This window comes from Achromobacter sp. 46006, from assembly GCF_059761975.1.
In genome coordinates this window covers 1-14,381 of record NZ_JCBANN010000067.1, presented here as the reverse complement: position 1 = coordinate 14,381, position 14,381 = coordinate 1, and the positions used below count along the sequence as shown (strand labels likewise).

General features: G+C 68.2%; 17 protein-coding genes and 1 pseudogene. 8 read left to right on the top strand and 10 right to left on the bottom strand.

The features are described from left to right. Positions 1 to 28: 28 nt before the first annotated feature. Both AC6LKG_RS22775 and AC6LKG_RS22770 read left to right on the top strand, forming a co-directional pair. A complete protein-coding gene (locus AC6LKG_RS22775; protein ID WP_498168476.1) occupies positions 29 to 1,231 on the top strand; it encodes an MFS transporter in 1,203 nt (400 codons plus the stop codon). Positions 1,232 to 1,246: 15 nt separating this feature from the next. Continuing rightward, positions 1,247 to 1,741, top strand: a complete 495-nt coding sequence (locus AC6LKG_RS22770) for a glutathione peroxidase (protein ID WP_498168474.1) — start codon at positions 1,247 to 1,249, stop codon at positions 1,739 to 1,741. A gap of 79 nt (positions 1,742 to 1,820) precedes the next feature. Here the strand turns inward: AC6LKG_RS22770 and AC6LKG_RS22765 are convergent, their stop codons facing one another. Next, positions 1,821 to 2,288 (bottom strand): Lrp/AsnC family transcriptional regulator, encoded by a 468-nt coding sequence (locus tag AC6LKG_RS22765; protein WP_498168471.1) that lies wholly within the window; start codon positions 2,286 to 2,288, stop codon positions 1,821 to 1,823. 121 nt (positions 2,289 to 2,409) lie between these two features. Between AC6LKG_RS22765 and AC6LKG_RS22760 the strand changes: the two genes are divergently transcribed. The 6 genes from AC6LKG_RS22760 to AC6LKG_RS22735 all read left to right on the top strand — a co-directional run bounded on the left by AC6LKG_RS22760 (position 2,410) and on the right by AC6LKG_RS22735 (position 6,582). Next, positions 2,410 to 3,309, top strand: coding sequence for a DMT family transporter (locus AC6LKG_RS22760; RefSeq protein WP_498168469.1), 900 nt, complete (start codon positions 2,410 to 2,412; stop codon positions 3,307 to 3,309). Between the two features lie 127 nt (positions 3,310 to 3,436). Next, positions 3,437 to 4,135, top strand: a complete 699-nt coding sequence (locus tag AC6LKG_RS22755) for a glutathione S-transferase N-terminal domain-containing protein (RefSeq protein ID WP_498168467.1) — start codon at positions 3,437 to 3,439, stop codon at positions 4,133 to 4,135. A gap of 11 nt (positions 4,136 to 4,146) precedes the next feature. Continuing rightward, the gene (locus AC6LKG_RS22750) at positions 4,147 to 4,611 is read left to right on the top strand and encodes a GNAT family N-acetyltransferase (protein WP_498168466.1); all 465 of its coding nucleotides are present in this window, start codon (positions 4,147 to 4,149) and stop codon (positions 4,609 to 4,611) included. Between the two features lie 40 nt (positions 4,612 to 4,651). After that, the gene (gene lplB, locus AC6LKG_RS22745; protein WP_498168463.1) at positions 4,652 to 4,927 is read left to right on the top strand and encodes a lipoate-protein ligase small subunit; all 276 of its coding nucleotides are present in this window, start codon (positions 4,652 to 4,654) and stop codon (positions 4,925 to 4,927) included. Then, positions 4,924 to 5,700: a lipoate--protein ligase family protein gene (locus AC6LKG_RS22740; RefSeq protein WP_498168461.1), complete on the top strand. Its 777-nt coding sequence runs from the start codon at positions 4,924 to 4,926 to the stop codon at positions 5,698 to 5,700. The genes lplB and AC6LKG_RS22740 overlap by 4 nt, the downstream gene beginning before the upstream one ends. Before the next feature lie 66 nt (positions 5,701 to 5,766). Further along, the gene (locus tag AC6LKG_RS22735; RefSeq protein ID WP_498168458.1) at positions 5,767 to 6,582 is read left to right on the top strand and encodes an RsiV family protein; all 816 of its coding nucleotides are present in this window, start codon (positions 5,767 to 5,769) and stop codon (positions 6,580 to 6,582) included. Positions 6,583 to 6,716: 134 nt separating this feature from the next. Here AC6LKG_RS22735 and AC6LKG_RS22730 read toward each other — a convergent pair whose 3' ends face one another. The 9 genes and pseudogenes from AC6LKG_RS22730 to AC6LKG_RS22690 all read right to left on the bottom strand — a co-directional run. After that, positions 6,717 to 8,006 carry a Glu/Leu/Phe/Val family dehydrogenase gene (locus AC6LKG_RS22730; RefSeq protein WP_498168455.1) on the bottom strand — a complete coding sequence of 430 codons (1,290 nt, stop codon included), beginning with the start codon at positions 8,004 to 8,006 and terminating at the stop codon, positions 6,717 to 6,719. Between the two features lie 314 nt (positions 8,007 to 8,320). Beyond that, positions 8,321 to 9,271, bottom strand: coding sequence for a formimidoylglutamase (gene hutG, locus AC6LKG_RS22725; protein WP_498168452.1), 951 nt, complete (start codon positions 9,269 to 9,271; stop codon positions 8,321 to 8,323). Continuing rightward, complete coding sequence (locus AC6LKG_RS22720; RefSeq protein WP_498168449.1) at positions 9,268 to 10,050, bottom strand: amino acid ABC transporter ATP-binding protein; 783 nt, start codon at positions 10,048 to 10,050, stop codon at positions 9,268 to 9,270. Before AC6LKG_RS22720 ends, hutG begins: the two co-directional genes overlap by 4 nt. After that, entirely contained in the window at positions 10,047 to 10,715 is a 669-nt protein-coding gene (locus tag AC6LKG_RS22715) for an amino acid ABC transporter permease (protein ID WP_049074183.1), read from the bottom strand. Before AC6LKG_RS22715 ends, AC6LKG_RS22720 begins: the two co-directional genes overlap by 4 nt. Further along, on the bottom strand, positions 10,712 to 11,455 hold the full coding sequence (locus AC6LKG_RS22710; RefSeq protein ID WP_498168447.1) for a transporter substrate-binding domain-containing protein: 744 nt from the start codon (positions 11,453 to 11,455) through the stop codon (positions 10,712 to 10,714). The genes AC6LKG_RS22715 and AC6LKG_RS22710 overlap by 4 nt, the downstream gene beginning before the upstream one ends. Positions 11,456 to 11,561: 106 nt before the next feature. Next, on the bottom strand, positions 11,562 to 12,299 hold the full coding sequence (locus tag AC6LKG_RS22705) for an IclR family transcriptional regulator (RefSeq protein WP_498168445.1): 738 nt from the start codon (positions 12,297 to 12,299) through the stop codon (positions 11,562 to 11,564). A 199-nt stretch (positions 12,300 to 12,498) separates the two neighbouring features. Then, positions 12,499 to 13,314, bottom strand: a complete 816-nt coding sequence (locus AC6LKG_RS22700) for an ankyrin repeat domain-containing protein (protein WP_498168443.1) — start codon at positions 13,312 to 13,314, stop codon at positions 12,499 to 12,501. A 117-nt stretch (positions 13,315 to 13,431) separates the two neighbouring features. Further along, positions 13,432 to 14,202 carry a TatD family hydrolase gene (locus AC6LKG_RS22695; RefSeq protein WP_498168440.1) on the bottom strand — a complete coding sequence of 257 codons (771 nt, stop codon included), beginning with the start codon at positions 14,200 to 14,202 and terminating at the stop codon, positions 13,432 to 13,434. Positions 14,203 to 14,277: 75 nt separating this feature from the next. Then, a pseudogene (locus AC6LKG_RS22690) lies at positions 14,278 to 14,381 on the bottom strand (DNA polymerase III subunit delta'); the annotation flags it as partial.

The window sequence follows — 14,381 nt, the reverse complement described above, 5'->3', positions numbered from 1 at the left end:
AGCCCCCCGGCCCTCTCCCCGCTTTTACATGCCCCTGCATCTCATCGCGCTGGCCGCCGCCGCCTTCGGCATCGGCACCAGCGAATTCGTCATCATGGGCCTTTTGCCCAACGTCGCCGCCGACCTGGACGTCAGTATCGACATCGCCGGCCTGCTGATCACCGGCTACGCCATGGGCGTGGTGATCGGCGCGCCCATCATGGCCATCATCACCGCGCGCATGCCGCGCAAGGCCACGCTGATCGGCCTGGCCAGCACCTTCGTGCTGGGCAACCTGCTCTGTGCGCTCGCGCCGGGCTACGGCACGCTGATGGCCGCGCGCGTCTTCACCGCCTTCTGCCACGGCGCCTTCTTCGGCATCGGCGCGGTGGTGGCGGCCGACCTGGTGCCGCGCCACCAGCGCTCCAGCGCCATCGCGCTGATGTTCACCGGCCTGACGCTGGCCAACGTGCTGGGCGTGCCGCTGGGCACCGCGCTGGGCCAGGTGGCGGGCTGGCGCTCGACCTTCTGGGCGGTCAGCGGCATCGGGCTGGTCGCGGTGGCGGCGCTGGCGGCGTGGCTGCCCGGCCGCATCCCGATGCAACCGGGCAACATCCTGCGTGAATTTCGCGTGCTGCGCGACGTGCGCGTGCTGTGGCCGCTGGTCGCCAGCGTGCTGGCCTCGGCCGCGCTGTTCTGCGTGCTGACCTATATCGCGCCGATCCTGCGCGACATCACCGGCGTGTCAGAACGCGGCGTGACCGGCGTGCTGCTGCTGTTCGGCGTGGCGCTCACGGTGGGCAGCACGCTCGGCGGCAAGCTAGGCGATCGCAACCTGGAAGTGTCGCTGCGCCGCATCTTCCTGGGCCTGCTGCTGGTGTTCCTGGCGCTCAGCCAGGCCATCCACGCGCTGGCGCCGATGCTGGTGATGACCTTCATCTGGGGCACGCTCGGCTTTGCCGTGGTGCCGCTGCTGCAGACCTTGATCGTGGACCAGGCGGCCGAGGCCCCCAACCTGGCCTCGACCCTGAACCAGGGCGCCTTCAACCTGGGCAACGCCGGCGGCGCCTGGCTCGGCAGCCTGGCGCTGGGCCACGGCCTGCCCCTGACCGACCTGCCGTGGATGTCGGCGGCCATCGCCGCGGCGGTGTTGCTGCTGACCCTGTGGGGCACGCGCTACTATGGGCGCCACGCCGGGAGGACGCAACCGCCGCAACCCGGCGCGCTGGCCTCGTCCCGTTCCGACGCCTGACCCCAAGGAGCCCACATGAGCACGATCTACGATTTCTCGGCCCGCGACATCCACGGCGCCGACCAGCCCCTGTCCGCCTACCGCGGCCGGGTGCTGCTGGTGGTGAACGTGGCCTCGAAATGCGGCTTCACGCCGCAGTACTCGGGCCTGGAAGAGCTGTACCGCGCGCTGCGCGACGACGGCCTGACGGTGCTGGGCTTTCCCTGCGACCAGTTCGGCCGCCAGGAGCCGGGCAATGAGGCCGAGATCCTCGACTTCTGCACCACGCAGTACGACATCACCTTCCCGCTGTTCGCCAAGATCGACGTCAACGGCGCCAACGCCGACCCGCTGTACCGCTGGCTCAAGGGCGAGAAGCCCGGCGTCTTCGGCACCGAGGGCATCAAGTGGAACTTCACCAAGTTCCTGGTGGGCCGCGACGGCCAGGTGATCAAGCGCTACGCCCCCACCGACACGCCGGCCGGGCTGAAGGACGACATCGTCCGCGCGTTGGCGGCGCCGGCCGGCTGACCGCCCCCAAGGCCGGCAGACGCCGCCAGCCGCACCCGGGTCCTGGCGCCGGCGACGCTCCCGATTCAGCCGCGCCCTTTCACCGCAACGGCGGCAGCCGGCGGCGCACGGTGTGCGCCTTGACGATGGCGGTGTTGGTCTCGGCGAACTCGGTCACGCGCTCCAGGATGCCGTCCAGGTGGGTGATCGAGCGCAGCACCACGCGCGCGATGAAGCAGTCGTCGCCCGTGACCTTGTCGCATTCCACGAATTCCGGGATTTGCTGGATCAGCCCCTCGACCCGCCGCAACTGGCCCGGCAGCGGCCGGATGCGCACGATCGCCTCCAGCGTGTAGCCCAGCGCTACCGGATCGACGTCCAGCGTGTAGGCGCGGATCACCCCCGATTCCTCCAGCCGCCGCAGGCGGTCGGCCACGCTCGGCGCGGACATGCCGACCTGGCGCGCCAGGTCGGCGGTGGTGGTGCGCGCGTTGGCCGTCAGCGCCTCGACCAGGCGGCGGTCGATACCATCCAGGACGGGGTTTTCATTCTTTAGGTCATTCTGCATAAATTCCACCCAAACGAAGGTTGAATGGCCAAAGCGGCACAGCAACATCATATTACCGGCCAGATCGGCCTGGGATAATTTCTCCATCGAATCGCGGCCCGCGCGGCCGCTGGAGCCTTCCATGCCCCCCTCATCCGATCGCGTCGGCCTGGCCCAGATGGCCGCCGCCATGACCCTGTCCGGCACCCTGGGCGTGTTCGTCCTCGAATCCGGCCAGAGCGCCTGGAACGTGGTGTTCTTCCGGTGCGTCTTCGGCGGCCTGTCGCTGTTCCTGTATTGCTGGGCGCGCGGCCTGCTCAAGCCCGGCCTGTTCACGGCCCGCATCCTGGCGCTGGCCTTGGCCGCCGGCGCCGCGCTGGTGCTGAACTGGGTGCTGCTGTTCTCGGCCTACCGCCTGGCCTCGATCTCGCTGGCCACCGCCGTCTACAACGTGCAGCCCTTCTTCCTGATCGGCCTGGGCGCACTGTTCCTGGGCGAACGCCCTACGCGCGGCAAGCTGGCCTGGTCGGTGATCGCCTTCGCCGGCCTGCTGCTGGTGCTCAAGCTCACCGATCACAGCGGCGGCGACGCCTACCTCTCGGGCCTGCTGCTGGGGCTGGGCGCGGCGGCGCTCTACGGCGTCACCGCCGTCATCGTCAAGCGCCTGAAGGGCATCCCGCCGCAGGTGCTGGCGCTGGTGCAGGTGACGCTGGGCGCGGTCATGCTGCTGCCCATGGCCGACTTCCAGGCTTTGCCCTCGGCGCCGCTGCAATGGGGCTGCCTGGTGGCGCTGGGCCTGATCCACACCTGCCTGATGTACATCCTGATGTATTCGGCGATCCAGAAGCTGCCGACCACCTCGACCGCCGCGCTCAGCTTTATCTATCCGGCCGTGGCGATCCTGCTGGACCTGGTGGTGTACGGCCACCGCATGGACGCCACCCAGGTGCTGGGCGTGGCCATGATCTTCCTGGCGGCCGCCGGCGTCAGCCTGAACTGGCAGTGGCGCCTGCGCGGCGGCCCTCGGCCCGGCGCGGCATGACCCTGGGGCGGCGCGCCAAACCCGCACCGCGCCCCCGGGTATTCGGCCGCGCGCCCGGGGCGCCGCTATCATGGACCTTCAGATCCGCCGGCAGTGGCCGGCGGCGCCAAGACGCTGAGGAATCCCCATGATCGATCTCTATTACTGGACCACCCCGAACGGCCACAAGATCACGATTTTCCTGGAAGAAGCCGGACTGCCGTACGAGATCCACCCGGTCAACATCAGCAAGGGCGACCAGTTCAAGCCCGAATTCCTGGCCATCGCGCCCAACAACCGCATTCCGGCCATCGTCGACCAGCAGCCCGCCGACGGCGGCGCGCCGCTGTCGCTGTTCGAGTCCGGCGCCATCCTGCAGTACCTGGCCGAAAAGACCGGCCGCTTCCTGCCCGCCGACCTGCGCGGCCGCGCCGAGGTGTCACAGTGGCTGTTCTGGCAGATGGGCGGCCTGGGCCCCATGGCCGGCCAGAACCACCACTTCTCGGGTTATGCGCCCGAGCGCATCCCCTACGCCATCGAGCGCTACGTCAAGGAAACCAACCGCCTCTACGGCGTGCTGGACAAGCGCCTGGCCGACCGCGAGTTCGTCGCCGGCGACTACTCCATCGCCGACATGGCGGCCTACCCCTGGATCGTGCCGCATGCCAAGCAGGGCCAGGACCTGAACGACTTCCCGCACCTGAAGCGCTGGTTCGACGCCATTGCCGCGCGTCCGGCCGTGCAGCGCGCCTACGCGCTGGCCGACAAGGTCAACACCGCGCCGTCGGTCAGCGACGACGAGTCGCGCCGCATCCTGTTCGGCCAGACCGCCCAGAACGTGCGCTGAGCGAGGCCGCCATGACCGATTCCCCGCTACGGTTCCGCCGCGCGCGCGCGGCCGACCTGCCCGAGATCGTCGCCATGCTGGCCGACGATGAACTCGGCGCCAGGCGCGAAGACCCCTCGATTCCGCTCAACCCCCGCTACACTGCCGCTTTTGCCGCCATCGAACAGGACCCGAACCAGTTCTTCGCGGTGGTCGAGCGCGACGCGCGCCTGATCGGCTGTTTGCAGTTATCGTTCATACCCGGCCTGTCGCGGCTGGGCCAATGGCGCGGACAGATCGAAAGCGTGCGCATCGCCTCGTCGGCGCGCGGCCAGGGCCTGGGACGCGCCATGTTCGAGTGGGCCATCGAGCAGTGCCGCGCGCAGGGATGCGCGCTGGTGCAGCTGACCACCGACCGCGCCCGGCCCGACGCCCGCCGCTTCTACGAAAGCCTGGGCTTCGTGGCCAGCCATGACGGCATGAAACTGAGCCTGTAGCGCCGCCCCCGGCGCCAGGCCCGATACACAAGGAGCGCCCATGCACGGCGAATACAAAGTCCCCGGTGGCAAGCTGGTGGTCGCGGACCTGGAAGTCCGCGACGGCCGCCTGGCCGATGTCCGCATCAGCGGTGATTTCTTCCTCGAACCGCCCGAGGCGCTGGAAGCCATCAACCGCGGCCTGAACGGCCTGCCCGCCGACGCCGGCGAACTGGAACTGGCGCTGGCCGTGCAGTCGGCGCTACCGCCCGGCACCGAAATGTTCGGCTTCTCTGCCGAGGCCGTGGCGGTGGTGCTGCGGAGGGCGCTGGCATGACCCGCACCGACTGGAACGACTACGACTGGCAACTGATCCACGAAGCGCCGCAACGCCCCGCGCTGCACATGGCGCTGGACGCCGTCATCACCGACGAAGTCGGCGCCGGCACGCGCCCGCCCACCCTGCGCATCTGGGAATGGTCGGCGCCGGCCGTCGTGATCGGCCGCTTCCAATCGCTCAAGAACGAAGTCGACCCCGAGGGCGCCCAGCGCCACGGCATCGAGGTCGTGCGCCGCGTCAGCGGCGGCGGCGCCATGTTCATCGAACCGGGCAACAGCATCACCTATTCGCTGAGCGCGCCGCAGGCGCTGGTGCACGGCATGAGCTTCCAGGAAAGCTATGCCTTCCTGGACGCCTGGGTGCTGCAGGCGCTGCAGGGCCTGGGCATCAAGGCCTGGTACCAGCCGCTCAACGACATTGCCTCGGACATCGGCAAGATCGGCGGCGCCGCCCAGGCCCGCCGCGCAGGAGCAGTGCTGCACCACGTCACCATGTCCTACGACATCGACGCCGATAAAATGGTGGAAGTCTTGCGCATCGGGCGCGAGAAACTGTCGGACAAGGGCACCACCAGCGCCAAGAAGCGCGTGGACCCGCTGCGCACCCAGACCGGGCTGGCGCGCGAGGTCATCATCCAGCGCATGGTGGACACCTTCGCCAGCCTGCACCGGCTGACGCCGGGCCAGTTGGGCGCCGCCACGCTGGCGCAGGCCGAGGCCCAGGCCGCCGACAAGTTCTCCACGCCCGAATGGACCGCGGCCGTTCCCTGAGACGCCGCGGGTTTGAGTCGGACGGCCGCGCCCGCGGGCGCGGCCGGGTTTTCTGGAGGTAGTTCAATGCGTCTTCCCCGCAAGCCACGCGGCCTGTCCGCCGCGGGTCTTTTGGGAGCCGTCCTGCTGGCCCTGGCCGGCTGCGGCAGTTCGCCCCCCGCCAACATCACGCTGGACACCACGGCGGCCGGCACGGCCACGCCCGAGAAGATCGGCGACCTGGCCACCGAGCACATCAAATGGGCCGCCAGCAAGCCCGATTGCAAAGGCGACTGCCCGCGCATCGAAATCGACAGCGTGGCCTTCCCCGGCATCCCCAAGCTGAGCGCGCTGGTCGACCACGTGCTGGCCTACATGACCGGCACAGACGCCAATCGCCGCGGCCCTTACGAGACGCTGTCCGAATACACGCAGTATTTCTGGTCCACCGCCCGCCCGCGCGATGCCACCTACTTCAAGGCCAGCGTCAAGGACACGGTGGGCGACATCGTCTCGATCGAGCTGCACACCGAGCAGTTCCTGACCGGCGCCGCGCACGGCATTCCCGCCACCCAGTACCTGAACTGGGAACGCAGCCGCGGCCGCGTCATGGCGCTAGACGAAGCGCTGATTCCCGGGCGCCGCGCCGAATACGTCGCCGCGTTGCGGCAGGCCCACGCCAAGTGGCTGGCCGGCAACGCCGACGCCAGGCGCGACCCGGCGGCCTACAGCAAGATGTGGCCGTTCCAGGAAAGCGACAACTTCGCGCTCACGCGCGACGGCGTCGTGGTCAAGTACGACGCCTACTCGATCGCCCCCTACTCGCATGGCGAACCGGAACTGAACATTCCGTACTCGAACCTGCGCGGCATCCTCAAGCCGGAACTGCTGCCCAAGTCCTAGCGCCTGTCGACAACAGCGCGCCGCACCCGTGCGCGGGCAGCGCCGCGCTAACGGAAACCGCCCCTGTCGGGGCGGCTTGCTTGTCTTCCTCGCGCTCCTCCAGACGCCGGGCCAGGGCCCGGCGCCAGAAGGACTTACGGGTACAGGCCGCGCACCTGGCGCGCCTGCAGGATGCGCGTGCAAGCCACGATGAACGCGGCGGTGCGCAGCGTCACCTTGTGCTCCCTGGCCACCAGGGCGATCGAGGCGTAGGCCTCGCGCATGATGCGTTCCAGGCGCTGGTTGATTTCGTCCTCGCTCCAGAAGAAGCTGGAGAAGTCCTGCACCCATTCGAAGTACGACACCGTCACGCCGCCAGCGTTGGCCAGCACGTCCGGCACCACGTACACGCCGTTCTCGGCCAGGATGTCGTCCGCTTCCGGCGTGGTCGGGCCGTTGGCGCCTTCCACCACGATCTTGGCGCGCACCTTGGCGGCGTTGTCGGCGGTGATCTGGCTTTCCAGGGCCGCCGGGATCAGGAATTCGGTTTCGAGCGTCCAGAACTCGTTCTTGTCCAGAGCCTGGCCGCCGGAGAAGCCGCCCACGCCGCCATGCTGCGACACGTGCGACAGCAGCTTGTGGACGTCCAGGCCGGCGGCGTTGTGCACCGTGCCGGTGTGGTCCTGCGCCGCGATGACCTTGGCGCCGGCTTCATGGAACAGGCGGGCGGCGGTGCCGCCCACGTTGCCGAAGCCCTGCACCACCACGCGCGCCTTGGACACGTCGATGCCCAGGTCGCGCGCGGCTTCGCAGCCGACTACGAACACGCCGCGGCCGGTGGCCTCGACGCGGCCCAGGCTGCCGCCCAGCGCGATCGGCTTGCCGGTCACGACGCCGGTGGCGGTCGAGCCCTCGTTCATGGAATACGTGTCCATCATCCAGGCCATGGTCTGGGCGTTGGTGTTCACGTCAGGCGCGGGAATGTCCTTGGACGGGCCGATGATGACGCCGATTTCCGAGGTGTAGCGGCGCGTCATGCGCTCGAGTTCGGACTGCGACAACTTGCGCGGGTCGACGCGGATGCCGCCCTTGGCGCCGCCGTACGGCAGGTTGACCGCGGCGTTCTTGACCGACATCCAGGCGGCCAGCGCCATCACTTCCGACAGGGTCACGTCCTGGTGGAAACGCACGCCGCCCTTGCCCGGACCGCGCGAGGTGTTGTGCTGCACGCGGTAGCCCTCGAAATGAGCCACGCTGCCATTGTCCAGCTCGATCGGCACGTCGACGATCAGCGAGCGCTTGGGCCGCTTCAGGGTCTCGACCCAGCGCGCCAGCGGACCGAGGTACGGCGTCACCCGGTCAACTTGTTGCAGGTAATTACCCCAGGGGCCGAGATCGTCGGCATTCAGATAAGACGGCAAGGCATGGGTGGGAGTTTGAGACATGAACATGCGCTCCTGACAAAGTTGCGCCATTTTATCCACAACCTAAATGTGTCCCCATATTTTATGAAAATATTTTAATTGGTGACACATTAATGGCGTACGATTCGCGCCCGGCGCCCGTTCTGCCGAAACGCTGCGTCTATCCTAGCCCTACCGACCGGCAGCGTCCACCCTGCCGCCCGCGCCGGCACGCCGCAAGGCCATGAAAAAGAACGATCCCCGCGAAGCTCGGCGCTTCGCGGGGATCGTACCGGCCCTCTCATCTCATTGAGCCGGGCCCACGCCATGGCGGGCACGCGGACCGGCCGCGCCGCTCAGCCGCCCAACAACTGCCAGGCCAGCCGCGCCGCCGCGCGGGCGCCATGGCCGTCGATATCGAAACGCGGGCTGTACTCGGCCATGTCGGCCAGGCGCAGCTTGCCGCTGGCCTTGACGCGCAGCACGATCTCCTCGATCACCGCCATCGGCACGCCATAGGGCGCCGGCGCCGACACGCCCGGCATCACCGCCGCCGGCAGCACGTCCAGGTCGATGGTCAGGTAGACGTGGCGGGCCCGCGCCAGCAAGGCGTCGACATTGGCCAGCCGCGCCGCCAGGTGACGCTCCTGCATGTCGCGGTCCTCGACCCAAACCGCGCCCACTTCGGCCGCCCGCGCGTACAGCGCCGGCGTATTGGCCAGCCGCGACACGCCCAGGCAGGCGTATTGCAGCGCCAGCCCCTGCGCCTCGCAGTAATGCGCGATCTGGTCGAACGGCGTGCCGGAACTGCCCGGCCGGCCGGTACGCAGGTCGAAATGCGCATCCAGGTTCAGCACCAGCACCGGGCCCTCATCGCCCCGGCTGGCCAGCCAGCGCGCCAGGCCCTGGAAGCTGCCCCAGGCGATCTCGTGACCGCCGCCCAGCACCACCGGGCGCGCGCCCTGGCGCAACAGGTCGGCCACGGCCAGGCCCAGGCGCTCCTGCGCGTCTTCCAATTGGTCGCCTTCGCAGGCCACGTCGCCCGCGTCCAGCAGGCGCGTCAGGCCATGTGCCGGCAGGCCGGCCATGTACTTGCGGATGCCAGCGGGGCCGGCGGCCGCGCCGATGCGCCCCTGGTTGCGGGCCACGCCCGCATCGCAGGCAAAGCCGAGCAGCACCGGTTCGCCCGCCACAGGCGTCTGCCCGGCGGCCGGCTCGACGATGTGCGCCAGGCGGCGCGTGTCGCCGCGCTCGGCGCTGTCGTCGCGCGCGGTCCACAGGCTACGGTCGAGTTGCGCCGCCGTCATGCCGCCCCCTGCCCCGTGCTCAGCACGGCCTGCAGGAACTCGCGGGTGCGGGCTTCGCGCGGCTGGCTGAAGATGACCTCGGGCGCGCCCGACTCCAGGATCACGCCGCCATCCATCACCGCGACCACGTCGGCCACGTCGCGGGCAAAGCCCATTTCGTGGGTCACGACCATCATGGTCATGCCTTCGCGCGCCAGCAGCTTCATGACCTGCAGCACTTCGCCCACCAGCTCCGGGTCCAGCGCCGAGGTCGGCTCGTCGAACAGCATGACCTTGGGCTGCATTGCCAGCGCGCGGGCGATCGCCACGCGCTGCTTCTGGCCGCCCGACAGGCTGGCCGGCATCGCCGCCATCTTCTGCGCCAGGCCGACCTTGCGCAGCAGGTCCTCGGCCAGCGCGTTGGCCTCGTCGCGCCCCATGCCGCGCAGCGTGCGCGGACCGACGGTGACGTTGTCCAGCACCGACAGGTGCGGGAACAGGTTGAAGCCCTGGAACACCATGCCGACCTGCATGCGCAGGCGGTTCAGTTCGGACTCGGGCAGCAGTTCACCCTCGTTCTGCAGCATCTGGCCGCAGATCTCGACCGTGCCGCCCTGGGCCACTTCCAGCCCATTGCAGCAGCGCAGCAGCGTGCTCTTGCCCGAGCCGCTGGGGCCGATCACCACCACCACCTGCGACGGCAGCACATCGAAGTCGATGCCGCGCAGCACGGCGTGGTCGCCATAGGACTTCTGCAGGCCGCGGATGCGGATTATTTCTTTCGGATTCGCGGCGTTCATTGCACCATCCCCCCCGCGCGCAGGCGTTGCTCGATCCTGCGCAGAATCAACATGGCGGCCGTGGTCAGGACCAGGTAGATCAGCGCCACCACCAGATAGGTTTCCAGCGAGCGGTACGACACGCTGATGATCTTCTGCCCTTCGTGCATCAGGTCATGGATGGTCAACAGCGACACCAGCGCCGAATTCTTGATCAGCGCGATGAACTCGTTGCCCAGCGGCGGGATCATCCGCACCACCGCCTGCGGCAGAATGATGATGCGCATGGCCTGGCCCGACGACATGCCCAGCGAACGGGCCGCCTCGGTCTGGCCGCGGTCGACCGACTGGATCGCGCCGCGCACGATTTCCGACACGTAGGCGCCGGAATACATGCCCAGCCCCAGCACGCCGCAGGCGAACGCCGGCAGCGTCACGCCGAACTGCGGCAGGCCGAAGAACCAGATGAACAACTGCACCAGCAAGGGCGTGCCGCGAAAGAACAGCAGGTAGACGCTGCACAGGTTGTAGATGATGCTGCGCTGCGGGTTGAGCCGACCGACGCCGACCAGCAGGCCGATGACACAGCCCAGCAGCAGGGCGCCGGCGGTCACCTCGATGGTGACCACCGCGCCCCGCAGCAACGCGTCGAAGTCGGCGAAGACGGGAGCAAAATCCAGGTTCATTTCGCGGGCGCCTCGAACCACTTGTTGACGATGGCCTGGTAGGTGCCGTCGGCCTTGATCTTCTTGAGCGCCTCATTCAGGCCGCGGGTCAGCTCCGGCTTGCTCTTGGGCACGGCGATACCGTAGTCCTCGGTCGTGATCTGGTCGGCCAGCACCGTCAGGTCGGTGGTGCTCTGGGCGAACAGCTTGGCGGCCGGCTTGCCGGTCACCGCGGCATCGGCGCGGCCGATCTGCACCAGGTTGAACATCTCCTGGTTCTTCTCGACCTCGACGCGCTGCACCGACGGGAAGTGTTCCTTCAGGTAATTGACCGACTTGGTGCCGACCTGCACCGACACCTTGCGGCCGTCCAGGTCCTTCAGCGTCTTGACCGGGCCGTCCTTCTTGGTCAGCACGACCAGGCCGCCGGCATAGTAAGGATCGGTGAAGTCCACCACCTTGCTGCGCTCGGGCGTGATGTAGATGGCGGACACCGCGATGTCGGCGCGGCCAGCCTGCAGGGCGGGAATCAGGCCCTTGAAGTCGATGTCGATCCACTCGATCTTCTTGCCCATGGCGGCGGCCAGGGCTTCGACCAGGTCGATGTCAAAGCCGGTGCGCTTGCCATCCTTGACGAATTCCATGGGCGGGAAGGTGGCGTCGGTCACGGCGCGGATGGTTTCCTGGGCATGGGCGGTGCCCAGGTTCCAGGCCAGGCCCAGGGTCAGGGCGGCGGTCAGCAGGGTGCGGCGAGTAGTCATGGCGAATCCTGAAAGAAGAAAGTGAAGGCGGATACGAAGGGCAATACGACGTCTAGAGATGAGGCGGCAACGGCGGGTACAGCAAGGAATCCGGGTATGGGCGGCGTCAATGCGCCTGGAGCCTGCCCGAGATGCGGCGGGCGGCGGCGACGGTCAGGTCGATGAAGGTCTGCGGCCGCTGGGCGGCTCGCGTGGAAGGCGCCATCAGCGTGATCGAAGCCACCGCCTGATGGGCGCGCTGGAAGATAGGCACGCTCACGCCCCAGACCCCGGCGTCGACTTCGCTGTCGGTCACGGCATAGCCCTGGGCGCGGATGGCCTGCAATTCGTCGGCCAGGCGCTCCGGGTCCACGCCGGACTCCCTGGCCAGCACCGCCAGGGCCGTCTGCAAGCGTGCCGCCGGCATGAAGGCCAGCAGCGACTTGGCCGAAGCGCCACGCGCCAGCGGCAGGCCGCGCCCCTTGGTGAACGAACAACGCAGCGGATGCTGGCTTTCGACCATGTCCAGGCACACCGCCTGGTCCTTGACCGCCACCAGCAGGCCGATGGTCTCGCCCGACGCGGCGGCCAACGCCGCCATGTCCGGCTGCGCCTCGTGGATCAGGAAGGAAGACTGGTCAAAGCCCCAGGCCAATTGCACGCACAGCGGGCCGGGGCCGTACTCGCCCTCGTGCTCGCCGACGAAGCCCCAGCGCTTGAGCAACGCCACCTGCCGATACAGGGTGCTCTGGGCCAGCCCGGTCTTTTCCGCCAACGCGGCGATGCTCAACGGGCCGTCGTGCCGGGCCAGCGTGGCCAACACATACAGCACGCGGTCCGCGCCCGCCCCCACCGACTGATCCATCACCTGGCACTCCTGAGTTGATGGCAGCGAGATTATCAATTTATGGTGTTAACAGACGAAATTTTTCCCAATAATCGAGAATTCACAGGGAAAACCCCGAAAAGCGGCGGCCTGGCCGGCGCCAGCATCCGCCTGCCGGCCGCCCATGAAAAAACCCGCCGGACAGGCGGGTCGGATACGCACGGAGGGACAGCGAGGCTCAGGGCGCGGCGGGCTGGTCGTAGTCGTTCAGGCGGACCCCGGAAAGGCCGCGCACGCTGGGCGCAGACTGGGAACGGGCGGCCGGCTCGGCCTGGGCCGGCGCGTCCGGTGGCGCGGCTGCCGCGTCAGCCGGGCCGGAGGCGGCAGCCGCATCGCCAGCCGCCTGTGGCGCCGAACCCGCCGCGGCCTTGGCGCGACGGGCGCGCTTGTCGGCCTCCTGTTGCGCGATCAAGGTCCGCAGCTCGGCGGCCAGTTTGGTCGACTTGCCGGTGGCGGCCCAGTCGGCCGCATCCTGCCCCTTGGTGTCGCGCGTGGTGGGGTCGGCCCCCGCCTTCAGCAGCAGCTCGACCATGGACCGGTTGCCCGACAGCGCCGCCATCATCAACGGCGTCTCGCCGTTGGGCGCGGGCGCGTTGACGATGGCCTTGTGTTCGAGCAGCAGGCGTGCCATGGCCAACTGGCCCTTGGACGCGGCGTAGTGCAACGGCGTCCAGCCCAGGCGATTGACCTGCGCGCCGCGCGCGATCAGGCTGCGGGCGCGGTCCACCTGGCCAGCGATGGCCAGGTACATCAGGGGAGTTTCGCCTGCGGGATTCTCAGCATTCACATCCGTTCCCGGATTGGCCGCCAGCACATCGAACACCTGCCAGGCCCCGTCCACGACCGCCCGCATCAAGGCCGGCTGGCCATTGCGGTAGCGCACGTTGGGATCGGCGCCCTGCGCCAGCAACTGCTTGATCTCGTCGGTGTAATCGTTGGCGACATAGACCCACCAGTCCGAGGCATTGGCCGCCTGCGCGACGGGCGCCGACATGGCGACACAACATGCCAGCAACGCGCTGCGGCAATGCGAAAGCAGGCGACGGCGGGAAAACGCGGCACGGAGAACCATGGCAATCCTGATAAGTTACTTTAAATAATTGACATCAATTTATTTCTTTATCTTATTGAAAAGATTAAAGAAATTTTCAGTTGAGGCACGCGCAACCTCGGCCACGCTGATCCCCTTGAGATCGGCGATCTTTTCGGCGACGTGGATCACCTTGGAGGGGTCGTTGAGCTTGCCACGATACGGCACCGGCGCCAGGTACGGCGAATCGGTCTCGATCAGCAGCCGGTCCAGCGGCACTTTGGCGGCGACTTCATGTACCACATGGGCGTTCTTGAAGGTCACGATGCCCGACAGCGATATATGGAAGTTCTGGTCGAGCGCCGCCTGGGCCACTTCCCAGGTCTCGGTGAAACAGTGCATCACACCGCCGACCTCGGCCGCGCCCTCTTCGCGCAGCATGCGCACGGTGTCCTCGGCCGAGGACCGGGTATGCACGATCAACGGCAGCCCGGTATCGCGCGCGGCGCGGATGTGGCGGCGGAACCGCTCGCGCTGCCAGTCCAGCGGCTCGGACAGGCGGTAATAGTCGAGCCCGGTCTCGCCGATCGCCACTACCTTGGGGTGGGCCGACAGCCGCGCCAGCTCCTCGGGCTGGGGATCGGGCGTGTCTTCGTAATCCGGGTGCACCCCGACCGACGCCCACAGGTTGGGCTGCGGCTCGACCAGCGACATCAGGCCCGGCCATTCGGGCAGGTTGACGCTGACCACCAGCGCGTGGGTCACCTGGTTGGCGGCCATGCGCTCCAGGATCGCCGGCAGGTCGGCCGCCAGCTCGGGGAAGTTCAAATGGCAGTGAGAATCGACGTACATGAGGCTTGTATCAGGGATGGCGCGATGCACCGCGGCCACCCGGACAGACCGGGTGGGCGGCGGTATCGCGGCAGGTTATGCCTGGCAGGATAGCACCACGCGCTGCAGCGTCGCGTGGGCGAAAAGCTTGCCGTTCAGGGGGTGCGTGGCGAGCGCGCGCTGGCGAGTCAGCCAGCGCG